General features: G+C 74.1%; 23 protein-coding genes and 1 pseudogene. 10 read left to right on the forward strand and 14 right to left on the reverse strand.

Annotated features, from left to right (window positions below; all coding sequences use genetic code 11):
- Positions 1–249, forward strand: a pseudogene (locus G6038_RS25180) (hypothetical protein); the annotation flags it as partial.
- A gap of 172 nt (positions 250–421) precedes the next feature.
- Positions 422–847, forward strand: a complete 426-nt coding sequence (locus G6038_RS25185; RefSeq protein WP_165040827.1) for an Hsp20/alpha crystallin family protein — start codon at positions 422–424, stop codon at positions 845–847.
- Positions 848–907: 60 nt separating this feature from the next.
- On the opposite strand, the gene G6038_RS25190 is transcribed toward G6038_RS25185, so the two are convergent.
- Genes G6038_RS25190 through G6038_RS25205 form a run of 4 tightly spaced genes read right to left on the reverse strand, consistent with a single transcriptional unit; the run spans position 908 to position 5,475 of the window.
- Positions 908–1,687 carry a polyprenol monophosphomannose synthase gene (locus G6038_RS25190; RefSeq protein ID WP_165040829.1) on the reverse strand — a complete coding sequence of 260 codons (780 nt, stop codon included), beginning with the start codon at positions 1,685–1,687 and terminating at the stop codon, positions 908–910.
- Positions 1,688–1,722: 35 nt separating this feature from the next.
- Entirely contained in the window at positions 1,723–3,300 is a 1,578-nt protein-coding gene (lnt, locus tag G6038_RS25195; protein ID WP_165040831.1) for an apolipoprotein N-acyltransferase, read from the reverse strand.
- Positions 3,297–4,907 carry an amidohydrolase family protein gene (locus G6038_RS25200; RefSeq protein ID WP_165040833.1) on the reverse strand — a complete coding sequence of 537 codons (1,611 nt, stop codon included), beginning with the start codon at positions 4,905–4,907 and terminating at the stop codon, positions 3,297–3,299. Before G6038_RS25200 ends, lnt begins: the two co-directional genes overlap by 4 nt.
- Before the next feature lie 19 nt (positions 4,908–4,926).
- The gene (locus G6038_RS25205; RefSeq protein WP_165040835.1) at positions 4,927–5,475 is read right to left on the reverse strand and encodes an FxsA family protein; all 549 of its coding nucleotides are present in this window, start codon (positions 5,473–5,475) and stop codon (positions 4,927–4,929) included.
- A gap of 111 nt (positions 5,476–5,586) precedes the next feature.
- On the opposite strand from G6038_RS25205, the gene G6038_RS25210 reads away from it, so the two are divergent.
- The 3 genes from G6038_RS25210 to G6038_RS25220 are packed head-to-tail and all read left to right on the forward strand — an operon-like array spanning position 5,587 to position 9,260.
- On the forward strand, positions 5,587–6,354 hold the full coding sequence (locus G6038_RS25210; protein ID WP_165040836.1) for a TSUP family transporter: 768 nt from the start codon (positions 5,587–5,589) through the stop codon (positions 6,352–6,354).
- Between the two features lie 30 nt (positions 6,355–6,384).
- Entirely contained in the window at positions 6,385–7,896 is a 1,512-nt protein-coding gene (locus G6038_RS25215) for a TldD/PmbA family protein (protein ID WP_165040838.1), read from the forward strand.
- Positions 7,893–9,260: a metallopeptidase TldD-related protein gene (locus G6038_RS25220; protein ID WP_165040840.1), complete on the forward strand. Its 1,368-nt coding sequence runs from the start codon at positions 7,893–7,895 to the stop codon at positions 9,258–9,260. Before G6038_RS25215 ends, G6038_RS25220 begins: the two co-directional genes overlap by 4 nt.
- A gap of 116 nt (positions 9,261–9,376) precedes the next feature.
- Here G6038_RS25220 and G6038_RS25225 read toward each other — a convergent pair whose 3' ends face one another.
- Positions 9,377–9,808 carry a PPOX class F420-dependent oxidoreductase gene (locus G6038_RS25225; protein WP_165040842.1) on the reverse strand — a complete coding sequence of 144 codons (432 nt, stop codon included), beginning with the start codon at positions 9,806–9,808 and terminating at the stop codon, positions 9,377–9,379.
- Positions 9,809–9,872: 64 nt separating this feature from the next.
- On the opposite strand from G6038_RS25225, the gene G6038_RS25230 reads away from it, so the two are divergent.
- Positions 9,873–10,700, forward strand: coding sequence for a precorrin-3B synthase (locus tag G6038_RS25230; protein ID WP_165040844.1), 828 nt, complete (start codon positions 9,873–9,875; stop codon positions 10,698–10,700).
- Positions 10,701–10,761: 61 nt separating this feature from the next.
- Positions 10,762–12,228: an NAD(P)/FAD-dependent oxidoreductase gene (locus tag G6038_RS25235; protein ID WP_165040846.1), complete on the forward strand. Its 1,467-nt coding sequence runs from the start codon at positions 10,762–10,764 to the stop codon at positions 12,226–12,228.
- A gap of 9 nt (positions 12,229–12,237) precedes the next feature.
- Here G6038_RS25235 and G6038_RS25240 read toward each other — a convergent pair whose 3' ends face one another.
- Positions 12,238–12,984 carry an SDR family NAD(P)-dependent oxidoreductase gene (locus tag G6038_RS25240; RefSeq protein WP_165040848.1) on the reverse strand — a complete coding sequence of 249 codons (747 nt, stop codon included), beginning with the start codon at positions 12,982–12,984 and terminating at the stop codon, positions 12,238–12,240.
- Between the two features lie 61 nt (positions 12,985–13,045).
- Between G6038_RS25240 and G6038_RS25245 the strand changes: the two genes are divergently transcribed.
- Positions 13,046–13,444 carry a TIGR03618 family F420-dependent PPOX class oxidoreductase gene (locus G6038_RS25245; RefSeq protein ID WP_165040850.1) on the forward strand — a complete coding sequence of 133 codons (399 nt, stop codon included), beginning with the start codon at positions 13,046–13,048 and terminating at the stop codon, positions 13,442–13,444.
- 6 nt (positions 13,445–13,450) lie between these two features.
- On the opposite strand, the gene G6038_RS25250 is transcribed toward G6038_RS25245, so the two are convergent.
- Positions 13,451–14,581 (reverse strand): Xaa-Pro peptidase family protein, encoded by a 1,131-nt coding sequence (locus G6038_RS25250; protein WP_165040852.1) that lies wholly within the window; start codon positions 14,579–14,581, stop codon positions 13,451–13,453.
- A 27-nt stretch (positions 14,582–14,608) separates the two neighbouring features.
- Here G6038_RS25250 and G6038_RS25255 point away from each other — a divergent pair, with 27 nt between their 5' ends.
- A complete protein-coding gene (locus G6038_RS25255; protein ID WP_165040854.1) occupies positions 14,609–15,592 on the forward strand; it encodes a 5'-3' exonuclease in 984 nt (327 codons plus the stop codon).
- 19 nt (positions 15,593–15,611) lie between these two features.
- On the opposite strand, the gene G6038_RS25260 is transcribed toward G6038_RS25255, so the two are convergent.
- The 7 genes from G6038_RS25260 to pafA all read right to left on the reverse strand — a co-directional run bounded on the left by G6038_RS25260 (position 15,612) and on the right by pafA (position 24,148).
- Positions 15,612–16,436 (reverse strand): DUF4333 domain-containing protein, encoded by an 825-nt coding sequence (locus tag G6038_RS25260; protein ID WP_165040856.1) that lies wholly within the window; start codon positions 16,434–16,436, stop codon positions 15,612–15,614.
- Between the two features lie 107 nt (positions 16,437–16,543).
- Positions 16,544–19,273 (reverse strand): DEAD/DEAH box helicase, encoded by a 2,730-nt coding sequence (locus tag G6038_RS25265; RefSeq protein ID WP_165040858.1) that lies wholly within the window; start codon positions 19,271–19,273, stop codon positions 16,544–16,546.
- Between the two features lie 9 nt (positions 19,274–19,282).
- Entirely contained in the window at positions 19,283–20,242 is a 960-nt protein-coding gene (tatC, locus tag G6038_RS25270) for a twin-arginine translocase subunit TatC (protein ID WP_165040868.1), read from the reverse strand.
- Positions 20,243–20,328: 86 nt separating this feature from the next.
- A complete protein-coding gene (gene tatA, locus G6038_RS25275; RefSeq protein ID WP_165040860.1) occupies positions 20,329–20,589 on the reverse strand; it encodes a Sec-independent protein translocase subunit TatA in 261 nt (86 codons plus the stop codon).
- Positions 20,590–20,684: 95 nt separating this feature from the next.
- Positions 20,685–21,659, reverse strand: a complete 975-nt coding sequence (locus G6038_RS25280) for a YafY family protein (protein ID WP_165040862.1) — start codon at positions 21,657–21,659, stop codon at positions 20,685–20,687.
- Entirely contained in the window at positions 21,656–22,723 is a 1,068-nt protein-coding gene (locus G6038_RS25285) for a WYL domain-containing protein (protein ID WP_165040864.1), read from the reverse strand. The genes G6038_RS25280 and G6038_RS25285 overlap by 4 nt, the downstream gene beginning before the upstream one ends.
- Positions 22,724–22,789: 66 nt before the next feature.
- Positions 22,790–24,148, reverse strand: coding sequence for a Pup--protein ligase (gene pafA, locus G6038_RS25290; protein ID WP_346772914.1), 1,359 nt, complete (start codon positions 24,146–24,148; stop codon positions 22,790–22,792).
- Positions 24,149–24,209: 61 nt separating this feature from the next.
- On the opposite strand from pafA, the gene G6038_RS25295 reads away from it, so the two are divergent.
- On the forward strand, positions 24,210–24,768 hold a 559-nt coding region (locus G6038_RS25295), incomplete at its 3' end, for a phosphatase PAP2 family protein (RefSeq protein WP_165040866.1).

Genomic DNA, 24,768 nt, shown 5'->3' on the forward strand with positions numbered 1-24,768 from the left:
GTAGGGACGGGGGCGGTGGACCTCGAGGCGGCACGGCTTCGCACCGAACGCGACGAGGCGCTGCGGGCGGCGGCCGAGGCCTGGCAGCGCGTCGCCGAACTCGAGGCGGATCTGGCGATGGTGCGTGCCGAACTGGCCGACGAGCGGGCCACCCAGCTGCGCGAGGCGCGGGCCCACGTCGCCGAGCTGCAGGTGCAGATCGCCGAGCTGCGGCGCGAACGCGATCGCCGCACCTCGGACCAGCCCTGACGAACGTTCGGTGCCCCTGTCCGGCGCCCGAACGATCGTTTCGCCCGCGGCGCCGCGTTCGAACGTTCGGTGGGGCGGGTCGGGACTTCCGGCCCTGTCGGGACCGCGACGAGGAGAGTCGAATGGAGACGGCACGACCTTCCACCGATCCGATTCTCAGAGAGGAGCAGACATGTCCGCTGTGCCAGCACGCCGTTCCCGTTCGGTGTTCCCGGACCTGTCGGAGTTCTTCGACGCCTTCCCCTTCACCGGTCTGCGTCCCGCTCTCGGCGGCAACCTCATCCGTGTCGAGGACCGCGTCGAGGACGGCCGGTACGTCCTGCGAGCCGAACTGCCCGGACTCGACCCCGAGAAGGACATCGACGTCTCGATCCACGCGGGGCAGCTCGAGATCACGGCCGAACGCACCGAGGAGAAGTCCGAGGGTGGACGCTCGGAGTTCCACTACGGCTCGTTCCGGCGTTCGGTGACCCTGCCCCCGGGGGCGAAGGACGACGACGTCGAGGCGTCCTACACCAAGGGCATCCTCACCGTGTCGATCGGTCTCGCCGAGCAGCAGGAGTCCGGCAAGAAGATCGAGGTCAAGAACGTCGAATGAGCCCCGGCACCCGGGAGGGGTGGACGCCGACGGGCGTCCACCCCTCCCCTCTGTCGCTGCTCAGCGGCGCAGCAGGCCGCGCAGCTTCGTCCACCGGTTGCGCACACCCCACACGGTGACCTTGAGCAGGGCCTCCTGCACGATGCTGCCGCTCATCTTCGACTCGCCGATGATCCGCTCGGTGAAGGTGATGGGCACCTCGGCGACGGTGAACCCGGCCTGCACGGCCCGCCAGGCGAGGTCGACCTGGAAGCAGTACCCGTGCGAGGCGACCGCGGCGAGATCGAGCTTCTCGAGCACCTCGCGGCGGTAGGCGCGGTAGCCGCCGGTGATGTCGTGGATCGTCACCCCCAGCGCGAGCCGCGAGTAGATGTTGCCGCCGCGGGAGAGCACCTCCCGGTGCCACGGCCAGTTCACGACCGTGCCGCCGGGCACGTACCGCGAGCCCAGCACCAGGTCGGCGCCCGCGTCGATCTTCTCGAGCAGCAGGTGCAGTTGCTCGGGGGCGTGGCTGCCGTCGGCATCCATCTCCACCAGCACGGTGTAGCCACGCTCGAGCCCCCACCGGAAGCCGGCGATGTACGCGGCACCGAGACCGTTCTTCTCCGTGCGGTGCATCACATGGATGCGGCCCTCGCCGGCGGCGGCGAGACGATCGGCCGCGTCCCCGGTGCCGTCCGGGCTGCCGTCGTCCACGATCAGCACGTGCGTGTGCGGCAGCGCGGCGTGCAACCGGCCGACGATCAGGCCGATGTTCTCGCGTTCGTTGTACGTCGGGATGATCACCAGGGTCCGGGCGCTCGGCGCACTGTCGTTCCCGGCCGGCGTCGCCGCTGCCATCGAAGGTCCTTCCTGTCGAACCGGCCGTGGGCCGGTCATCTCGCGGTGCCGGCTGCGGCCGGCGCAGTGGTGCTCCGCCCGCGCGAGCGCACCAGCGCCACGCCGACGGCGGCGACGGCACCGATGCAGAGCACGAGCTCCGGAATCGGTCCGAGCCGAGTAGCCAGCGTAGCCGTCGTGCGCAGCGGCACCTGCGCCACCAGCACCTCGGGCACGAACAGGGCGCTGCGCTCGGTGACCGTACCGTCGGCCGCGACCACGGCGCTGACCCCGCTCGTGGCGGCCACCACCACGGCACGGCCGTGCTCGACGGCCCGCACCCGGGACATCGCCAGCTGCTGGTAGGTCATCTCCGTGTCGCCGAAGGTGGCGTTGTTGGTGGGCACGGCCAGCAGCTGCGCGCCGGCGCGCACCGAGTCCCGCAGCGCCCGGTCGAACGCCACCTCGTAGCAGGTGGCCACGCCGATCGGGATGCCGGCGGCGTGGACGGTGCCGTCGCCGTCACCGGGTACGAAGTACCCGGCCCGATCGGCGTAGTCGGAGAACAACCGGAAGAACGAGCGGTACGGCAGGTACTCGCCGAACGGCTGGATGATGCGTTTGTCGTGCCGCTCCCCCGGCCCGGTGGCCGGGTCCCACACGATCACCGAGTTGGTGGTGGTGCCGTCCCCGTTGACCAGCACGGCGCCCACCAGGATCGGGGCGCCGACCGCGGTCGCCGCGGCGCCGATGTCGGCGGCGGCGTCGCGGTTGCGCAGCGGGTCGATGTCGGAGGCGTTCTCCGGCCAGATCACCACGTCCGGGCGCGGCGCGGTGCCGGCCCGGACCCGGTCGGCCAGCTCCAGGGTGCGGGCCACGTGGTTGTTCAGCACGGCCTTGCGTTGGGCGTTGAAGTCCAGTCCCAGCCGCGGCACGCTGCCCTGGATCGCGGCGACGGTGACGGTGCGTTCGCCCGACTCGGGCGCGGGCAGCGCCGGCCAGGTCGCCAGCGCGAGCAGCGGCGCGGCGACGGTCACCGCGGCGGCCCGCAGCAGCGGACCCCGGTCGCGGTGCCCGCGGGCGTAGCGCAGGCCGGCGCGGCCGCACGCCCACAGGCCCGTGCCGGTCAGCGCGACGGCGAACGACACCAGCGGCGCGCCGCCGGCCGCGGCGAGACCGACCAGTGGCCCATCCGGTTGCCCGAACGCGAGCCGGCCCCAGGGGAAGCCACCGAAGGGCACGCTCGCCCGCAGGTATTCGGTCAGGCTCCAGCCGGCCGCGATCCACACCGGGGCACCGGGCAGGGCACGCACCTGCACCGCGAGCACCCCGAACAGGCCGACGAACACGGCTTCGGCGGCCGCGAGCGCCAGCCACGGCAGCGGGCCGACGTACTCGCCGACCCACGGCAGCAGCGGCACGAAGAACCCCAGGCCGGCGAGGTAGCCGTAACCGAAGCCGGCCCGGCGGCGCAGCGTCGGCGCCGCCAGGATCGTGGTGAGCAGCGCGATGCCCAGCGGCGCGAGGAACCACAGCGGACGCGGCGGGAAACTCGTGAACCACAGCAGTCCCGCCGCGACGGCGGCGAGGCTGCGGGCCACCACCGTCCGGGCGGCGGCGCGCGGCCCGATCACCGTGCGTACACGACGCGGCCGCGGTGCACGCTGCGCAGCAGCACCGGGTCGGGCGTGCCCGGCTCGAGGTTCGGCAGCGGTGCCACCCGCGACCGCGGGTCGGTCGACCAGCGCTGCACGCTGTCCTTCGGGGCGCTGACCACGAGCGCGCCCGCGTCCCAGATCGTGTACGAGGCGGGCGCGCCGGGGTCGAGGGTGCCGGCGACCCCGTCGCGCACCCCGCCGGCGCGCCACGCCCCGCGGGTCGCGGCGGCGAATGCGGCGCGGGGGGAGATTCCGCTGCCCGGGGTGCGGTGGTGCACGGCGGCGCGCAGCATCGCCCACGGCCGGGCCGCGGTGACCGGCGCGTCGGAACCGAAGGCGAGCGACATGCCGGTCGCGGCGAGCGGCGCGAACGGGTTGAGCCCGGCGGCGCGGTCGGCGCCGAGGCGAGTGGCGTACAGCCCGTCCGGCCCGCCCCACAGCGCGTCGAAGGCCGGTTGCATGCTGGCGATCACGCCCCAGCCGCCGAGCCGGGCGGTCTGCTCGGCGGTGACCATCTCGAGGTGTTCGAGCCGGTGCCCGCGGGCCGCGACGGCCGGTCCGCCGAGCTCGGCGACGACGGCCGCGAACGCCTGCACCGCGGCGTCGACGGCGGCGTCGCCGATGACGTGGAAGCCGGCCTGGATGCCGGCTTCGGTGCAGGCCCGCAGGTGCGCGGCCATCTGCTCGACGGTGAGGTAGGCGGTGCCGCAGCAGTCGGGACGGTCGGTGTAGGGCGCGGCGAGCCAGGCGGTGTGCGACCCGAGGGCGCCGTCGACGAACAGGTCGCCGCCGAGGGCGTGGCCGCCGGTGGCGGTGAGAAGCGCGCGGGCCTGGTCGGCGGTGGTGACGGCCTCACCCCAGTAGCCGCGGACCTGCACGGCGTGGTCGGTGGCGAGCAGTTCGGCGAAGTCGTCGCGGCCGGCGATGTCCGGGCCGCCGCACTCGTGGACGGCGACGATGCCGTGTGCCGCGTAGTCGTCGAGGGCGGCGGCGCGGGCGCGGGCCCGCTGGGCGGGGGTGAGCAGGGCGCGGGCGGCGGCGCGGACGGTGTGGTGCGCGGCCGCGGTGAGCGGACGCTGCGGGTGGTAGCCGTCGAGGCCGACGAGGTCGGTGGCGGCACGCAGCGCGGTGGAGACGGCCGCGGAGTGGGCATCGATGCGGGTGAGGTAGACGGCGCGGCCCGGGGCGGCGGCGTCGAGGTCGTCGGTGGTGGGTGCGGTGGCCTCGGGCCAGCGGGTCTCGTCCCATCCGTGGCCCCAGACGACGGCGTCGGCGTGGCGGGCGGCGTGGTCGCGCACCCGGTGCAGCGCGTCCGCGCGGGACCGCGTGCCGGACAGGTCGAGGCCGGTCAGGGCCAGTCCGTGCGCGGTGACGTGCACATGGGTGTCGACGAACGCGGGCGCGACGAACGCGCCCTCGAGGTCGACGATCTCGGCGTCCGGGTGCAGGGCGCGGCCGGGCCGGTCCTCCCCCACCCACACGACCTGCCCGTCGGTGACGGCCATCGAGGTGGCGTCGGGAGCGCTGGCGCTGTAGATGCGGCCGCCGACGAGAAGCTGGGTGCGGGGGGCTGGGGAACTCACGGCTACCCAGTGTGCCCCGTCAGGGCAGGTGCGGGCGCTGCGGGGGGTCGACGATCTCCCCCTCGAGGACGGTGCCCGCGCCGGGTGCCGCGGCGCCGAGGCGCGGGGTGCCGACCACGGTGTGCTCGACGACCTCGCCGTCGACGACCACGATCCGTTCGCCGCGGAATCCGCCGCCGCGGGCGACGGACGCGGCCACCTTGCGGGCGGCGACCGCCCGGACGGCGGGACGCAGCAGCGCCCGGGTGGGGGGCAGCAGCAGCAGAATCCCGGCGGCGCTGGTGACCGGGCCGGGCACGAGGACGAGGGCGGCGCCGACACCGATCAGGGCGCCGTCCGTGAGGGCACGGTCGGCGGCGCCGGCGAATCCGGCACGGTCGGCGCCGGCGCTGCGGACGCGGCCCAGGTTCTGCAGGGCACGCCGGCCCTGCGCGGCGAGGACGAGGTAGCCGAGGACGCTCACCCCGAGGAACAGCAGGATCGTCGCGCCGATGCCCAGGGTGGAGCCGAGCCAGGCCAGCACCCCGATCTCGACGACGACGTAGGCGAGGAACAGCAGCGCGATCATGGGGTGATCCTCCCAGGCGCCGGGGGCGGCACGGATGCGGATGCGACGGTCACACCGGTTCAACGAACGGCGCGGCGGTTTTGCTCCCGGCCGCTGTGATCGAATGGCCGCGTGGGTGCGGGCGACTGGGCGGTGCTGATGGTGGCGGCGACCGCCGCGGGGTGGGTCGACGCCGTCGTCGGTGGGGGCGGGCTGATCCTGTTGCCGGCGCTGTTCGTCGTCGCCCCGCAGCTGACGCCGGCGGCCGCGCTGGCGACGAACAAGCTCACCGCCATCTGCGGCACCGGCGCGGCGGTGGTGACGTTCGCACGGCGGATCCGGCTGCAGTGGACGGTCCTGGCGCCGGCGGCGGCGCTGGCCGCGGTCGCGGCGGCGGCGGGTGCGGCGACGGTCTCGCGGATCGACAAGGACCTGTTCATTCCGATCGTGATGGTGGTGCTGGTGGCGGTCGCGGTGTTCGTGACGCTGCGGCCGCAGGTCGGCACGACGCTGGCGCACGAGCGCCCGACGCTGCGGCGCACGGTGCTGGTGGTGTCGCTGGCGGCTGCGGTGATCGGGTTCTACGACGGGCTGCTCGGGCCCGGCACCGGCACGTTCCTGATCATCACGTTCGCGACGCTGCTCGGGACCGAGTTCGTGCGCTCGGCGGCGATGGCGAAGGTGATCAACCTCGGGTCGAACCTCGGGGCGCTGGTGTATTTCGCGGTGACCGGGCAGGTGTGGTGGTCGCTGGGGCTGGCGCTGGCGGTGTGCAATATCGCGGGCGCGGTGGCCGGGTCGCGGACGGCGCTGCGCCGCGGCGCGGGGTTCGTGCGGGTGGTGCTGCTGACCGTGGTGCTGGTGATGGTGGTGCGTCTGGGATGGCAGCAGTTCGGTTGAGCCGGCGCACGGGCCGCTACGGTGTTGCGGGTGAGCACCGTCGACGCCGACTTCCTCGCCCTGCCGCTGCGGGCGCTCGCGGCCGCCGCGCTGTCCGTCGCCCGCGCTGCGGGCGCCTCCCACGCGGATCTGCGGGTGCATCGCGTGCACAGCCAGTCGTTGAGCCTGCGGGACGGCGCCGTGCAGGCGGCCGTCGACGGTGTCGACACGGGGCTGGCCGTGCGGGTGGTGGTCGACGGCACGTGGGGATTCGCCTCGCACGCCGAGCTGAGCCCCGTCGTCGCGGCGGCGACCGCGCGGCGGGCGATCGAGGTGGCCCGGGCGTTGCGGGCGCTGAACCGGGAACGGGTCGAACTCGCCGACGAACCGGTCTACCCGGACGCGGTGTGGGTGTCACCGTACGAGGTCGATCCGTTCTCGGTGCCCACCGCGCAGAAGGTGGCGCGGCTGGCGGACTTCTCACGGCGGCTGCTCGACACCGTCGGGGTCGATCACGTGACGGCGAGCTGCGGGCAGATCAAGGAGCAGACGTTCTACGCGGACCTGGCCGGCTCGACGATCACCCAGCAGCGGGTGCGGGTGGCGCCGCAGCTCGAGGCCACCGCCGTCGATCGGCGCACCGGCGAGTTCGAGACGATGCGCACCCTCGCCCCGCCGGTGGGGCGAGGGTGGGAGTATCTGGCCGGCGACGCGCACTGGAACTGGAGCGAGGAGCTGGAGCGGATCCCCGGCTGGCTGGCGGAGAAGGCGGCGGCCCCCAGCGTGCAGGCCGGGCCGACGGACCTGGTGATCGACCCCACCAATCTGTGGCTGACTCTCCACGAATCGGTCGGGCACGCAACGGAATACGATCGGGCCATCGGGTACGAGGCGGCCTACGCGGGCACCTCGTTCGCCACCCCGGACGGGCTCGGCACGCTGCGTTACGGCACCGACGTCATGCACGTGACGGCGGACCGCACCGTCGCGCACGGACTCGCCACCGTCGGCTGGGACGACGACGGGGTCGCCGCCCAGTCCTGGGACCTGGTGCGGGACGGAATCCTGGTGGGTTACCAGCTCGACCGGGTGTTCGCGCCGCGGCTGGGCCTGGGGCGCTCGAACGGCTGCTCGTACGCCGACTCGGCGCATCACGTACCGATCCAGCGGATGGCGAACGTGTCGCTGCAGCCGGACCCGTCGGCCGACACCACCACCGCCGATCTCATCGCCCGGGTCGACGACGGGCTGTACGTCGTCGGTGACAAGTCCTGGTCGATCGACATGCAGCGCTACAACTTCCAGTTCACCGGTCAACGGTTCTACCGGATCCGCGGCGGCGAACTCGCCGGGCAGGTGCGCGACGTGGCGTACCAGGCCACCACGACGGACTTCTGGGGGTCGCTCGAGGCGGTCGGCGGGCCGTCGACCTGGCAGCTCGGCGGCGCCGTGAACTGCGGCAAGGCCCAGCCCGGTCAGGTCGCCCCGGTCAGCCACGGTTGCCCGTCGGCGCTGCTGCGGTCGGTGAACGTGCTCAACACACGTGCGGAGGGTGGGCGATGATCGAGGCGCAGGAACTGCTCGAGCGGGCGCTGCGCTGCTCGACCGCCGACGAGACGATCGTGCTGGTCACCGACACCGGCGAGGCATCGTTGCGGTGGGCCGGGAATTCGATGACCACCAACGGGATCTCGCGCTCGCGCAGCTGGACGGTGATCGCGGTGCAGCGCGGCGACACCGCCCGTGTCGGGGTGGTGACGTCGAGCAGCGTCGACCCGGCCGACATCGCCCCGACCGTGCGGGCGGCGGGGGCGGCGGCCGCGGCGGCGTCCCCGGCCGCGGACGCGATGCCGCTCGTCGGCGGCGACGGCGTGCCCGGCGACTGGGCCGACGCCGCGGCCGGGACGGACATCTCGGTCTTCGGGCGGCTCGTCGACGACCTCGCCACGGGGTTCGACGGCGCCGATCAACTCTACGGCTTCGCCCACCACCGGGTGTCGACGACCTGGCTGGGCACCTCCGGCGGGGTGCGGCGCCGGTTCACCGAGCCGGAGGGATCGGTGGAGATCAACGGCAAACGGGGCGGGTTGAACGGGGCCGGCGCGTGGGCCGGCGCCGGCACCCGCGACTTCACCGACGTCGACACATCGGCCCTGCTGGCGGAGCTGTCGCGACGGCTGGACTGGGCGCGCCGCACGGTCGACCTCCCGGCCGGGCACTACGAGACGCTGCTGCCGCCGTCGGCGGTGGCGGACCTGATGATCTACCTGATGTGGTCGATGGAGGGCCGCGGCGCCGAGGAGGGCCACACCGCGCTGTCGCGGCCCGGCGGCACCCGCGTCGGCGAACGGCTCACCGCGCTGCCGTTGACCCTGTTCTCCGATCCCGCCGCCCCCGGCCTGGAGTACGCGCCGTTCGTCGCGGCCACCGCCTCGTCGAACTCGGTGTCGGTGTTCGACAACGGCATGGCCGCCGGGCGGGTCGACTGGGTGCGCGGGGGCGCGGTGCACGCGCTGGCGTACCCGCGGGCCGCGGCCGCCGAGTTCGGGGCGCCGGTGGCGGCGCCCGGGGAGAACCTGGTGCTGACCGGCGGCGGCGCGGCCGACGTGGACGCGATGGTGGCCCGCACCGAGCGGGGACTGCTGCTGACGACGCTGTGGTACATCCGGGAGGTCGACCCGGCGACGTTGCTGCTGACCGGTCTGACCCGCGACGGCGTGTACCTGATCGAGGACGGTACGGTGACGGCGGAGGTGAACAACTTCCGATTCAACGAGAGCCCGCTGGAGCTGCTGCGGCGCACCACCGAGGCGGGCCGCACGGAGCGGACCCTGCCGCGGGAATGGAAGGACTGGTTCACCCGCACGGCGATGCCGCCGCTGCGGATCCCCGACTTCCACATGTCGTCGGTCAGCCGCGCCCGCTGAGCCCGGCGCTCAGGGCAGCAGGATCCGGCGCCGGACGGAGGACACCACCGGAAGACCGGCGCGGGCGACGAGCCGCGCCTGGCGGCGATAGCTGTGCGACATCGCAGCGCTCCCCCTCACCCGCCGTGCCCGGGGGCCGGGGTGCCCGTCTCCGCAGCGGCGCCGCCCCCATCGACCACGCAGGCGATGCCGACGGTGCCGGCGCGGCCGCGGCGCAGCACGCTGCCCTTGACCGTGAGCCACCCGAGGATCCCGTAGCTGCGGGCGATCACGGCCCGCGCCCGCTCGGTGCCGGCGGCATCGAGCACGGTGGCGGTGCCGGGGACCGCGGCGCTGCGCGGATTGCCGCGCACGTCGCACACCGCGAGGGTGATCCGCGGATCGCGGCGCAGCCGCTTGACCTTGTAGGAGTCGGTGACGGTCCACACCAGCAACCGGTCGGCGTCGGCGGCCGCCCACACCGCCGTCGGCACCGGGGTGCCGTCCTTGCGGAACGTGGTCAGCAGCACGTACTTCGCGGCGGCGAGGTCGGCGAAGGTCGGGGTCATGGGCCACACCCTACGGACAACCGCACCCCCGGCGCGCCGACCGGCACCGGCTAGCCTGGAGGGCATGCCGCATGCCCATGATCGCGCCGCGGCCGACCTGGTCGAGGTGTCCCTCCCGGGGGGCCGGCTGACCGCGGCGCAGCTGCAGGCCCTCGCCGAGCTCGCCCACGAGCACGCCGGGGGCGCCCTCGTCCTCACCGCCGGCGGCCTCGGGTTGCGCGGGGACCGCACCGAGCTCACCGCGCGGCTGACCGGTCACGGCTTCGACCGGCCCGGCGAGCACCGGCACCGCCTGCTCGCCTCGCCGCTGTCCGGCCGCATCGGCGGGCACGTCGACGTGTGGGAGACGCTGGCCGGGGTGCGGGACCGCCTCGACGGGACCGCACCGGACCGTGACATCGTTGTCGGGATCGACGACGGCACCGGCGACATCGCGGCCCTGGCCCCCGAGGTGGGGGCGTTGGCGCTGCCCGACGGGCGGTGGGCGCTGCTGCTCGACGGCACCGACTCGGGGGTGCGCCTGCCCCCCGGCGACGTCGTCGAGGCGTTGGTCGCGGCGGCGCAGCGGCCCCGCCGTGCCGGCGTCGCCGCGACCCTCACGGCCCTGGGCCTGGAGCCGTCGGAGCCGGCGGCGCACCCGCCGGTCCCGGCCCCGCCCGTGGGATGGCTCGACCAGCCCGACGGGGCGGTCACCCTCGGCGGCGGTCTGCCCGGGGCGGTGCTGCCGGCGCGGATGGCGGAGTTCCTCGCGGCCGTGGACCGCCCCCTGGTGGTGACGCCGTGGCCGGTGCTGTTGCTGTGCGACCTCGACGAGTGGGTCGCCGAACAGGTGGTGCGGGTGCTCGCCCCGATGGGGCTGATCTTCGACGCCGACTCCCCCGCCCTGAGCTGATCCGCGCCGCGGCGGCCGCGTTCCGGGGGTGCGCGGCCCGGGTGCGGCCTACCGTGAGGTCATGACCATCGGTGCCGGTTCCGAGTCCGACGTGTTCGATGTCATCGTCCTCGGCGGCGGGCCCGCCGGGGAGAATGCCGCCGACTATGCGATCGCCGGCAGCGACCGCACCGCGGTGCTGGTCGAACACGAACTGGTCGGCGGCGAATGCTCCTACTGGGCGTGCATGCCGAGCAAGGCGCTGCTGCGGCCGGGGCAGGTGCTGGCCGCGGCCCGGCACATGCCCGGCGTCGCCGCCAAGGTCGCCGCGCACGGCGTCGACGTCGCCGACGTCCTCGCCCGCCGCGACGCGTTCACCGGCGGCCGCGACGACGCCGCGCAGGTCGAGTGGGCCCGCGGCGCCGGGATCGACGTCGTGCGCGGGCACGGCCGGCTGAGGGGGCCGTGCGAGGTCACCGTGGACGGCCCGCAGCCGCGCCGGCTGCGGGCACGGCACGCGGTGGTGGTGGCCACCGGCACCACCGCCGCCGTCCCCGACCTGCCCGGGTTGCGCGCGGCCCGGCCGTGGACGTCGCGGGACGCGACGAACCTGCAGCAGGTGCCGCGGCGCGCCTCGATCGTCGGCGGCGGCGTCGTCGCCTGTGAGATCGCGACGTGGCTGCGCGAGCTGGGCACCGAGGACCTGACGATGCTGGTGCGCGGGGACCGGCTGCTCGCCCGCACCGAGCCGTTCGCGGGCGCCGCGGTCGCTGCGGCGCTGCACGAGCACGGCGTGCGGCTGCGGTTCGGCACCACGGTGACGGAGGTGTCCCGCCCGGACGTCGCGGACACCGGCGTGGGGCGCATCCACGGCGGCCCGGTGCGGCTGCGTCTCGACGACGGGAGCGACCTCGAGGTCGACGAGCTGATCGTCGCGACCGGCCGCCGGCCCGCCACCGCCGACCTCGGTCTCGACACGGTCGGGTTGGCCGGGGACGGCCCGCTGCGCACCGACGACCACATGACCGTCGCCGGGACGGACGGGCGCTGGCTCTACGCCGTCGGCGACGTCACCGGCCGGACCGCGCTGACGCACATGGGCAAGTACCAGGGCCGGGTGTGCGGCGACGTGATCGCCGCCCGCGCCGAGGGCCGCGCCCTCGACGCGCCGCGCTACCGGGCGAGCGCCGACCACGGGCAGGTGCCGCAGGTGGTGTTCACCGTCCCGGAGGTCGCGGCGGTGGGCCGCACCGCCGCCGGCGCCCGCGCCGACGGCCTCGACGTCGAGGTGCTCGAGGTCGACATCGCCGTGGCCGGCTCCGCATTGGCCCGGGACGATTTCACCGGCCGCGCCGCCCTCGTCGTCGACCGTGCGACCGACACCGCGGTGGGGGCGACGTTCGTGGGCACCGACGTGGCCGAGCTGCTGCATGCGGCCACGGTGGCGGTGGTCGGGGCGGTGCCGCTCGAGACGCTGTGGCATGCGGTGCCGGCGTATCCGACCGTCGGCGAGGTGTGGTTGCGGCTGCTCGAGGCGCGTCGCCGCTGACCGCTCCGGTCAGCGCGGCAGCCGCCGCCAGATCGGGCGCGGCAGCAGCCGCATCCCGAAGAACACCGGCCGCAGCACCGCCGGCACCCACGCCTCGCCGCGGCCGCGGCGCAACGCCCGCACCGCCGCGTCGGCGACCCGGTCCGGGGTGCTCGACAGCGGCGCGGGACTCATGCCCTCGGTCATCCGGCCGATCACGAACCCGGGCCGCACCAGCAGCAGGGACACGCCGCTGCGGTGCAGCGCGTCGGACAGGCCGGCGGCGAATCCGTCGAGGCCGGCCTTCGCGGAGCCGTACACGTAGTTCGCGCGGCGCACCCGCACCCCCGCCACCGACGAGAACACCACGATCCGGCCCGAACCCTGGGCGCGCAGCTGCGCCGCGAGGTGCGTGAGCAGCGCCACGTGGGCGACGTAGTCGGTGTGCACGATCGCGACGGCGTGTGCGGCGTCGTGTTCGGCGCGGCGCTGGTCACCGAGGATGCCGAACGCGAGGACCGCGACGTCGATCGGCCCGTACAGGGCCCGGATGTCGGCGAGAACCTGCTCGTGGGTGTCGAGCCGGTCGGCGTCGAACTCGACGGTGTGCACGGCGGCGGCCCCGGCGTCGAGCACGGCGCGGCGCTGCGGCTCGAGGTCCCCGGCGCGGCGCGCAGCCAGGACCACGGTGCGGCCGCGGGCCAGCCGCACGGCCACCGCCGCCCCGATCTCGCTGCGGCCCCCGAAGACGACGATCGAACCCGGCTCGTTGCTCACCGCACCAGTGTGCCGGGCGGGTCCGGCGGCACCGGGGGCGGGTTCGGCTACCGTCGCAGGCATGGCCCGAACCCCCGCCGCGCTCGGCGACGCCGCGCTGCAGTTCCTCACCGAATACCATCTCGGCACCCTGACGACGCTGCGCACGGACGGCAGCCCGCACGTGGTGGCGGTCGGCTTCACCTGGGACCCGGAGGCGGCGGTGGTGCGGGTGATCACCAACGCGACGTCGCAGAAGGCGCTCAACGCCGAGCGGGGCGGGTACGGCGCCGTCAGCCAGGTCGAGCGCGGCCGCTGGCTCACCCTCGAGGGTCCGGCCCGGGTGCGCACGGACGTGGAGGCCGTCGCCGAGGGGGTGCGGCGCTACACCGCGCGGTACCGGCCGCCGCGGCCCAATCCGACCCGGGTGGTGGTGGAGATCACCGTCGAACGGGTGATGGGTTCGGTGCTGGACCGGTAGGGCCGGTCACCCGGGCAGCACGGTCAGCCCGTGCGGCCGGTGGTTGAGCGGCTCGCAGCCGTCCGCGGTGACCACCACGATGTCCTCGATGCGCGCACCCCATTCGCCGCGGAAGTAGATGCCCGGTTCGATGCTGAACGCCATCCCGGGCCGCAGCACATCGGTGTTGCCGTCGACGATGTACGGCTCCTCGTGCACGGACAGCCCGATGCCGTGCCCGGTGCGGTGCACGAACACCTCGGCGAGGCCGTGCGCGGCGAGCACGTCGCGGGCGGCGGCGTCGACCGAGGCGGCGCTGACCCCGGGCCGGACCGCGTCGACGGCCGCCCGCTGCGCCGCCTCGAGCAGCGCCACCTTCGCCGCGACGTCCGCGGCGGGCGCGCCGAGGCTGTAGGTGCGGGTGGAGTCGGAGTAGTAGCCGGGCTCGACCGGGCCGCCGATGTCGACGACCACGACGTCGCCGGGTTCGAGGACCCGGTCGGAGACCTCGTGGTGGGGGTCGGCGCCGTGCGGGCCGGAGCCGACGATGACGAACGCGGCCTCGGTGTGGCCCTCGGCGACGATCGCGGCGGTGATGTCGGCCGCGACCTGCGCCTCGGTGCGGCCGGGCCGCAGCCACCGTCCCATCTGCGCGTGCACCCGGTCGATGGCGGCGCCGGCGCGGCGCAGCGCCTCCACCTCCGCGTCGTCCTTGACCATGCGCAGCTGGCGCACCACCTCCGTCGCCAGCACGGGCGGCACCGCGAACCGGGTCGCGAGCGGCACCAGGTGCAGGGCGGGCATGGCGTCGGCGACCGCGGTGCGCGGGCGCTCCGGCAGCAGCGCCGCCACCTGCGCGTACGGGTCCTGCCCGTCGACCCAGTCGTGCACCGGCAGGTTCAGGTCCGCGGCGGCGGAGTCGGTGAGGGAGGCCAGCTCGAGCCGGGGCACGACGACGGACGGGGCGGCGCCGTCGGTGGGCACCACCAGGCAGGTGAGCCGCTCGAAGGATTCCGCCCGCGATCCGAGGAGATAACGCAGGTCCGGGCCGGGGGTCACGAGCAGCGCGTCGAGACCGGCGTCGCGGCCGAGGGCGGCGGCCCGGGCGAGACGGTCGGCGTATGCGGAGGCGGGGAAGCGGCGCTCGGGGGAATTCATGCGGACAGCGTAGTGGCGTTTGGCAGGATGATCGTCGTGACTGCGACGCCGGCGTCCGCCGCCCCCGTGCCCCCCACCGGCCCGTTGATGCTGCTCGACGGGGCGAGCCTGTGGTTCCGCGCGTTCCATGCGCTGCCCGAGTCGCTCACCGCCCCGGACGGCCGTCCGGTCAACGCGGTACGCGGGTTCACCGACATGGTGGCGTCGCTGATCACCAAGCATCGGCCGGCGCGGCTGGCGGTGTGCCTGGATCTGGACTGGCGGCCGGCATTCCGGGTGGCGGCGGTGCCGAGTTACAAAGCGCACCGGGTGGCCGCCGGCTCGGACGGCACCGTCGAGGAGGTGCCGGCGGCGCTGCCGTCGCAGGTGCCGATGATCACCGACGTGCTGGCCGCCGTCGGCCTCGCCACCGCCGGTGCGGCCGGGTTCGAGGCCGACGACGTGATCGGCACTCTCGCCGCCGGCGAGTCCCGGGATCCGGTGCTGGTGGTCAGCGGGGACCGGGACCTGCTGCAGGTGGTGCGCGACGGCTCGGTGCCGGTGCGGGTGCTGTACGTCGGGCGGGGCCTGGCCAAGGCGGAGCTGTTCGGGCCGCCCGAGGTGGCGGCGCGGTACGGGCTGCCGCCCGAGCGGGCCGGCGCGGCCTACGCCGAGCTGGCGGCGCTGCGCGGGGACCCGTCGGACGGGTTGCCGGGGGTGAAGGGGGTCGGGGAGAAGACCGCGTCGACCCTGCTGCTGCAGTTCGGGTCGCTGACGGCGTTGCGCGCGGCGGCGGTGGACCCGGAGTCGGGGCTGGCGAAGGGGGTGCGCGGCAAGCTGATCGACGCCGGCGCGTATCTCGACGCGGCGGTGCCGGTGGTGCGGGTGGTCACCGACGCCCCCGTCCGGGTGTCGCGGCCGGACACGGTGCCGTCCGCCCCGGTCGATCCGCAGGCGTTGGAGCGGTTGGCGCAGGACCTGGGGCTCGGGCGGTCCGTCGCCCGGTTGACCGCGGCGTTGGCCGCGGGGTGAGGGCGACGGACCGGCGCGCTCAGTTGGGGCGGCTGACCTCGTAGGTGCCCTCGTCGTCGGTGAAGGTCAGCGTCACCGACCGGAACTGTCCGTCCACCGTGAGGGTGCATTCGAAGCTGTTGCCCGCCTTGACTTCTTCACCGTCGGGGCATTGCACGTCGGAGACGTCGGTGGCGCCGTAGGACTCGGTGAGGACCTTCTCGACGCCGGCCTGCGCGGCCTCGGGGTCGAGGGTGTCGTTGCCGCCGAGCAGCAGCACGGCGGCGATGATCGCGCCGATCAGCACGAGCGCGGCGACGGCCAGCCCGACGATCAGCCCGGTCTTCGACTTCTGCTGCGGCGCACCGGCATTCCATTGGCTCGCGCCGGTCGACCCCCACTGCTGGCCGGGCTGCTGCCCCCACTGGGGCTGACCCTGCTGCGGCTGGCCCTGCTGGGGCTGTCCCCACTGCTGCCCTTGGCCGGGCGGCTGGCCCCACTGCGGCTGACCCTGCTGCGGCTGACCGGGGGTCTGCTGACCCGGCTGGCCCCACTGCTGGCCGGGCTGCTGCCCCCACTGGGGCTGGCCCTGCTGCGGCTGTCCCCACTGCTGGCCCTGGCCGGGCTGCGGGCCCCACTGCTGGCCGGGGGTCTGGCCCTGGCCGGGCGGCTGGCCCCACTGCGGCTGGCCGGGGGTCTGCTGACCCGGCTGGCCCCACTGCTGGCCGGCGGTCTGGCCCTGCGGCGGCGTGCCGAACGCCTGCGTCGGGGCCGGCTGCTGCTCGGCTCCGGAGGACGGCGGGGGCGACGGCGCCCACTGCTTGGTCGAATCGTCGGAATCCTGCGGGTCGTGCGGACCGCTCATTGTCGCCTCCACCTGCCTTCGCTGTGTCCAATTACCGTAGCCGTAGCGCCCCATCCACCACGAGAAAGCCGTGTGGCAGCGCGCGTATCAAACCACACGCGGTGTGGTCACGCCGCATCGACCGCGACGACACCGCGCCGGATCGCGCCGATCGCCCGGGCGGCGGTCTTCGCTATCTGAGGGTCGACCGCGCCGGTGCGGATCTGGTCGAGCAGATCGATCACCTGCCGGCACCAGCGCACGAAGTCGCCCGCCGACAGGTCGCGCCCGGCGGCCCCGGCGGCGATCAGGGCCTCCGTCAACGACTGGGTGCTCACCCACGTGTAGATGGCATCGACGAATCCGGGATCCGGTTCGCGGGTGGGGGGCAGCTTGAAGCGAACCTCGTCGGCGCGCAGCTGCCCGCACAGGCGGACGGTGTCGGCGAGCGCGCGGCGCAGCGGCCCGGTGGGCCCGTACTCGGTGGCGCCCTCCTCGACGCGCGCCTCGTACACCACGGCCGAGACCACCGCGGCGAGCTCGGCGGGCGAGAGCCCCGCCCACACCCCGTGGCGCAGGCATTCGGCGACGAGCAGGTCGCTCTCGCTGTAGATGCGGGCGAGCCGCTCCCCCGCCTCGGTGGTCGACGGGTCGTCGCCGGCGGTGAGGTAGCCCCGCTCGGTCAGCAACGCGACGATCCGTTCGAAGGTGCGGGCGAGGGAGTTGGTGGTGGCCGCGGACTGGCGGCGCATCTGTGCGACCTCCCGGCCCAGCCGGTTGTAGCGTTCCCCGAGCCGGGCGAGGCGGTCGAGGTCGGGATGCTGGTGGGCCGGGTGCCGGCGCAGGCGCCGCCGCAGGTCGTCGATCTCGCGGGTGTCGCCGTTCTTGCCGTGCTTGGGGCGGCGCGGCGCGGAAATCCCGGTGCTGCGCAGCGCGGACGCGAGGTCACGGCGGGCCCGGGCGGTGCGGGCGTCGGCGTGCCGGGGCAGCCGGAGCTTGCCGAGTGCGGTGGCCGGTGCCGGGAAGTCCGCGGCCGAGACCCGCCCGGACCAGGCGTCCGCGGTGACCACCAGGGGTCGGGGGTCGGTGACGTCGGTGTCGGGTTCGAGGACGACGGCCAGTCCGGTGCGCCGGCCGCCGGGGATGGCGACGATGTCGCCGCGGCGCAGCGCGAGCAGCGACGCGACCGCGGCCTGCCGGCGGTCCTGCCGGGCCTGGCGTTCGCGTCGGCGTTCGAGCTGGGTGAGTTCCTCACGCAGCTGCAGGTAGTCGATGATGTCGCCGTCCTCGCCGCCGAGCTGGTCGCGGAGCTTGGCGAGGGCCTTCTCGTTGCGTTCGATGCCGCGGGTCAGGCCGACGACCGACTTGTCCGCCTGGAACTGGGCGAAGGACCGTTCGAGCAGCGCCCGGGAGTGCTCGGCGCCGACCGCGTCGATCAGGTTGACCGCCATGTTGTACGACGGGCGGAACGAGCTGCGCAGCGGGAAGGTGCGGGTAGAGGCGAGCCCGCCGACGTCGGCGGGCTCGAGGCCCGGCTGCCACAGCACCACCGCGTGGCCCTCGACGTCGATGCCGCGGCGCCCGGCCCGCCCGGTGAGCTGGGTGTACTCGCCGGGGGTGAGCTCGGCGTGGGTTTCGCCGTTGTACTTGACCAGCTTCTCGAGCACCACGGTGCGGGCCGGCATGTTGATGCCCAGGGCGAGGGTTTCGGTGGCGAACACCGCCCGCACCAGGCCGCGGACGAACAGGTCCTCGACGGTGTGCCGGAAGGCCGGGAGCATGCCGGCGTGGTGGGCGGCGATGCCGCGTTCGAGGGCGGCGCGCCACTCCCGGAAGCCGAGCACCTCGAGGTCGGCGCGCGGCAGGTCGCCGGTGTGTTCGTGGACGATGGCCCGGATCTGCGCGGTCTCGGCGTCGGAGGTCAGGTGCAGACCGGCGCGCAGGCACTGGCCGACGGCGGCGTCGCAGCCGGCACGGCTGAACACGAACGTGATCGCCGGCAGCAGCCCCTCCCGGTCGAGGCGGGCCACGACCTCCGGACGCGGCGGCGGCCGGAACCCGATGCGCCCGCGGGGACCGCCCCACCGGCCGGCCGGGTCGAGGGCGGCGCGGCGGCGCACCTGCTCGACGAGTTCGCGGTTGACCACGACGCCGCGGCGGCCGGTGCCGTCCGCGGCGTCCGGGTGCGCGGTGGATTCGAACAGGTCGAAGATGCGGGGACCGACCATGACGTGCTGGTGCAGTGGGATGGGCCGCACCTCGTCGACGACGACGGTGGTGTCCCCGCGCACGGTCTCCATCCAGTCGCCGAACTCCTCGGCGTTGGAGACGGTGGCGGACAGGCTGACCAGGCGCACGTCCTCGGGCAGGTGCAGGATGACCTCCTCCCACACCGCGCCGCGGAACCGGTCGGCGAGGAAGTGCACCTCGTCCATCACCACGTGGGTCAGCCCGATCAGGGTGGTCGAGGAGGCGTAGAGCATGTTGCGCAGCACCTCGGTGGTCATCACCACCACCGGGGCGTCCGGGTTGACGGACTGATCGCCGGTGAGCAGGCCGACCGCGGACTTGCCGTAGCGGGCGACGAGATCGGCGTACTTCTGGTTGCTCAACGCCTTGATGGGGGTGGTGTAGAAGCACTTGCTGCCGGCGCGCAGCGCCAGGTGCACGGCGAACTCACCGACGACGGTCTTGCCGGCGCCGGTGGGGGCGCACACGAGCACGCCGTGCCCGCCCTCGAGGGCGCGGCAGGCCTGCACCTGGAACGGATCGAGCGGGAAGGACAGCTCGGCGGCGAATTCGGCGAGCCGGGGCGGCAGTGCGGTCGCGGTGGATCCGGTGTCGGTGGAGTCGGTCACAGGCGGCGGCTAGAGGGTGTCGGAGTAGTCGGGCGGCGTGGGCCGGGCGGTGGGGCCGGGCGGCACCGTCGAGGTGGGTGCGGGCACCGGGGTCGGTGCCGTGATCGGGGAGCTCTCGTCGTCGTCGAGGTCGCCCCAGCCCTGTTCCCGGTCGCGGCGGGCGCGGCGCCTGTCGTTGAGGCGGGCGAGCTGGATGGCGAGTTCGAGCAGCAGGGTCAGGGCCGCGGCCAGCGCCAGCATCGAGAACGGGTCCTGGCCGGGCGTGGCGATGGCGGCGAAGACGAACATCGCCATGATCAGTCCCCGCCGCCACGCCTTGAGTTTGGCGTAGCTGAGCACCCCGACGGCGTTGAGCGCGACGATGACGAGGGGGATCTCGAAGGACACCCCGAAGATCACGAGCAGGTTGATGATGAACCCGAAGTACTCCGAGCCCGACAGCGCGGTGACCTGCACGTCGTTACCGACGGTGAGCAGGAACGACAACGCGTGCGAGACCACCAGGTAGGCCAGGACCGCGCCGGCGACGAACAGCACCGCGCCGGAGACGACGAAGCCGATCGCGTAGCGGCGTTCCTTGGCGTACAGGCCGGGGGTGATGAACGCCCACAGCTCGTACAGCCAGATCGGGCAGGCCAGCACGATGCCCGCGGTCAGCGCCACCTTCAGCCGCAGCATGAACTGTTCGAACGGTCCCGTGGCGAGCAGCCGGCAGCTGTCGTCGGCGCTGATGTCGGCGCGCGCGGACGCCGGCAGATCACAGTAGGGGCCACGCAGGATCTCGCCGAGACTCGGGAGCCCGAACAGGCCGGTGCTGTACCAGACGAACCCGACGATCGTGGTGAGCACCACGGCGGCGAGGGCGATGAGCAGGCGGGTGCGCAGTTCGTAGAGGTGCTCGACCAGCGACATGGTGCCGTCGGGATTGGTCTTGCGTCGGCTTCGACGCGGATCGAACGGGATGCGCACGGTGCGGTTCTCAGCTCCTGTCACGGCCGCCGGGATCAGCGGAGGACCGGGACATCCGCACGGATGCCCCGGTCAGGGAAATACGTTCAGGCCGAACGCGATTCGGGCTGCGGCGTCTGCGGCTGCGGCTCCACGGGGGCCGGGGCCGGCTGGGCCGGCGGCAACGGGCTCGGAGCCTGCTGCTGCGCGGGGCGCACGTCGTCGTTCTGCATCTCCTTGACCTCGCTCTTGAAGATGCGCAGCGACCGGCCGAGACCGCGGGCCGCGTCGGGCAGCTTCTTCGAACCGAACAGGATGATCACGACGATCGCGACGATGGCCCAGTGCCAGGGGCTCATTGCACCCATTATCAACCTCCACTGATCTGCTGGCGTCGATGCTACCGGACCGCCCCTGCACCGGCGCGCCGCACAGGGGCGTTCACGACGAGTTCGGAGCAGGTTCACAGCCCGTTCCCGGCGGGAGCGTCGTACGCGGCCAGGGCGGCCTGCGCCCGGTCCCGCACCGCCGCGACCAGCTCCGGCGGCCCCAGCACACCCACTCCCGCGCCGAGGCCGACGGTCAGCCGCGCCATCCAGTCCAGCGACGCGTAGTGCATCACCGCGTCGATGACCCCGTCGTCGTGCACCCGCACGTCGGTGAGCGGGTAGTAGTCGAGCAGCCACCCGTAGCCGGGGTCGATGCGCAACCGGGCCGCCGGCAGCGTCGGGTCGCCGGCGAACAGGTCGAGGTGGTCGTCCTCGCGCAGCGCCCGCTCGGGCGGGTCCGCCGGTTCGTCGAGTTCGGTGGCGGCGTCGATACGGTCGAACCGGAACAACCGCACCCCCTCGGCGGCCCGGCACCAGGCCTGCAGGTAGGTGTGTTCACCGACCAGCACGATGCGGATCGGATCGACGTCGCGTTCGGACACCGCGTCGCGGGAGGCCGAGTAGTAGGTCAGGTGCAGCGCCCGGCCGTGCTGCACCGCCGAGCGCACGGTCGCGGCGACCGGATCCTCGGCGACGGGCTGTGCGGGGGCGGGCGTGCGGTCGGCGGCGGCCGCGGTGCCGGCGGCGGCCTCGATCTTCGCGATCGCTCCCAGCGCCGCGGTGGGGTCGACCACGCCGGGCATCTCCACCAGCGACCGCAACGCCACCAGCAGCGCCGTGGCCTCGGTGGACGTCAGCCGCAACGGCCGGTCGATCCCGGCGGTGAAGGTGACGACGATGCTGTCCTCGGAGAACGACAGGTCGATCAGGTCGCCGGGACCGTAGCCGGGCAGCCCGCACACCCACAGCTGGTTCAGGTCGTCCATGATCTGTTTCGGGGTGACCCCGAGATCGCGGGCGGCCTCGGCGGCGCTGATCCCCGGATGGGCCGTGAAGTAGGGCACCAGGTTCAGCAGCCGGGTCAGCCGCCCGGACAGTCGTGTGCTCATCGGTTCTCCCCCCGGTCGGCGCCGGCGGCACCGCTGTTCGAGACGGCGCCGGCGGCGCGGTTCGAGACGGCGCCGCCGGCGCCGGTCGTGGTGGCCAGCACCCGGGTGAGGATGCGGCGCACCTCCTCGCGCAGTTCCGGCGGGTCGAGCACCAGCGCGTCGGCGCCCTGCCCGGCGATCACCCGCCCGATCCACCCCCACGACCGCACCGGCACGTCGAGGACGGTGCCGGGACGGTCGCCGACCGCGCGGCGCTCGTGCTCGGTGCCGAGCCGGCGCAGTTCGAACGCGCGCCCGTCCGCGACCCACACCCGGGCGTGCCCGGTCACGTCGCCGGGGGTGGTGGCGGTGAGGGCGTGCGCCCGCAGGTCCACCCCGTCGGGGATCCGCACGGCCCCGGCGGGGCCGAACGCGGTGATGTCGTCGTCGATACGGGAGAGCCGGAAGGTGCGCGGCGCACCCCGGTCCCGGTCGAACCCCACCAGGTACCAGCGGCCGTGCACGGTGACCACACCCCACGGTTCGACGGTGCGCTCGGTCCACGGGTCGGACGGGGAACTGCGGTGCCGGAACCGCACGGCGCGGCGCGTGTCGACGGCGGCGAGCACCTGCCCCAGCACCGGCTCGGAGCCGCGGCTGCGGGTGGGCATCGCGGTGATCGCGCCCGCCGGGTCGGCATCGACCTGCACCCCGGCGGCGCGCAGCTTGAGCAGCGCACCCTGCGCCGCGGAGGTGAGTTCCGGCGACTCCCACAGCGCCGCCGCCACCGCGACGGCGGCCGCCTCGGCGCTGGTCAGCTCGATCTCGGGCAGCTCGTAGGCGTCGCGGTTGATGCGGTAGCCCTCGACGGTGGAGAACCGCGACGGCATGCCGGTCTCGAGCGGGACACCCAGGTCGCGCAGCTCGTTCTTGTCGCGTTCGAACATGCGGCTGAACGCCTCGTCGCTGCCCGATTCGTCGTATCCGGCGACGGAGGCGCGGATCTTCTCGGCGGTGAGGAACTGGCGGGTGGACAGCAGGCAGATGACCAGGTTCACCAGCCGCTCGACTTTGGAATTCGCCACGCGGTGCAGCCTAATCCCCCGCCCGCCGGCCGACCCGGTTACCGGACGCGGCCGACCCGCGGCGCACTACATCGAGGCGATGAGCCGTTCGACGCGCTCGTCGACGGAGCGGAACGGGTCCTTGCACAGCACCGTGCGCTGCGCCTGGTCGTTGAGCTTGAGGTGCACCCAGTCCACGGTGAAGTCCCGGCCGGCGTCCTGCGCGGCGGCGATGAAGTCGCCGCGCAGTTTCGCCCGGGTGGTCTGCGGCGGGGTGTGCACGGCCGCGTCGACGGACTCGTCGTCGGTCAGCCGCGCCGCCAGGCCCTTGCGCTGGAGCAGATCGAACACCCCGCGCCCGCGTTTGATGTCGTGGTACGCCAGATCCAGCTGGGCGATCTTCGGGTCGGACAGTTCCAGGTCGTAGCGGTCCTGGTAGCGCTGGAACAGCTTGCGCTTGATCACCCAGTCGATCTCGGTGTCCACCTTCGCGAAGTCCTGCGACTCGACCGCGTCGAGCACCCGGCCCCACAGATCCACCACCTGCTCGACGTGCGGATCGGGTTCGCGGGTGCGCAGGTACTCCACCGCCCGGCCGTGGTACTCGCGCTGGATGTCGAGGGCGCTGGCCTGCCGGCCCCCGGCCAGGCGCACCGGCCGCCGCCCGGTCAGGTCGTGGCTGACCTCCCGGATGGCCCGGATCGGGTTGTCGAGGGCGAAGTCGCGGAACGCCACGCCGGCCTCGATCATCTCGAGCACCAGCGACGCGGAGCCGACCTTGAGCATCGTGGTGGGCTCGGCCATGTTCGAGTCGCCGACGATCACGTGCAGCCGCCGGTACTTCTCGGCGTCGGCGTGCGGCTCGTCGCGGGTGTTGATGATCGGCCGGGACCGGGTGGTCGCCGACGACACGCCCTCCCAGATGTGCTCGGCGCGCTGCGACAGGCAGTAGGTCGCGGCCTTGGGGGTCTGCAGCACCTTCCCGGCGCCGCAGATCAGCTGCCGCGTCACCAGGAACGGCAGCAGCACGTCCGAGATGCGGGAGAACTCCCCGGCCCGCACCACGAGGTAGTTCTCGTGGCAGCCGTAGGAGTTGCCGGCCGAGTCGGTGTTGTTCTTGAACAGGTAGATGTCGCCGCCGATGCCTTCCTCGGCGAGGCGCTGTTCGGCGTCGATCAGCAACTCCTCGAGCACCCGCTCCCCGGCGTGGTCGTGCTCGACGAGCTGGAGGAGGTCGTCGCACTCGGCGGTCGCGTACTCCGGGTGCGAACCCACGTCCAGGTACAGGCGCGCCCCGTTGCGGAGGAACACGTTCGAGCTGCGGCCCCAGGACACCACCCGACGGAACAGATACCGGGCGACCTCGTCGGGGCTCAGCCGCCGGTGCCCGTGGAAGGTGCACGTGACGCCGAACTCCGTCTCGATGCCCATGATTCGTCGCTGCACACTTCGACAGTACCGCGCGGAACCACCGAGCATGAGCCGCAACGAGATTACGGTTGGACCCGTGATATTCGCTCCCGCCCCGCTGACGCGCCTGGACCGGTCCCTGTTCGCCGGCAGCGCCGCCCTGCGTCCCTCCCCCGCCGACCCCGTGCTGCGGGGCCTGAGCAGCGCCGCCGACCACGGTCGGCTGTGGCTGGGCTGCGCTGCGGCGTGCGCCGCGATCGGCGGCCGGCCCCGTCGCGGCGCCGTCCGCGGCATGCTGGCGCTGGCCGGGGCCAGCGCCCTGGCCAACGGGGTGCTCAAGCCGCTGCTGCCGCGCCGCCGGCCCCCGGCCCGGCAGGACGGCCCGCTGCGCCGCTCGCTGCCGACGCCGCGTTCGTCGTCGTTCCCGTCCGGGCATTCGGCCTCGGCGGCGGCGTTCACCACCGGGATGGCCCTCGAATCGCCGGTGACGGGGGCGTTGCTCGCGCCGGTGGCCGCGGCGGTCGCCTACTCCCGCGTGCACACCGGGGTGCACTGGCCGGCCGACGTGGTCACCGGCGTCGCCGTCGGTGCGGCGGTGGCCCTGGCCACCCGCCGCTGGTGGGCGGTGCGCCCCGATGAGCCCGCCCGGCTGGGCC

It is taken from the genome of Rhodococcus sp. 14C212 (assembly GCF_011058195.1).
Lineage (GTDB): Bacteria > Actinomycetota > Actinomycetes > Mycobacteriales > Mycobacteriaceae > Rhodococcus > Rhodococcus aetherivorans.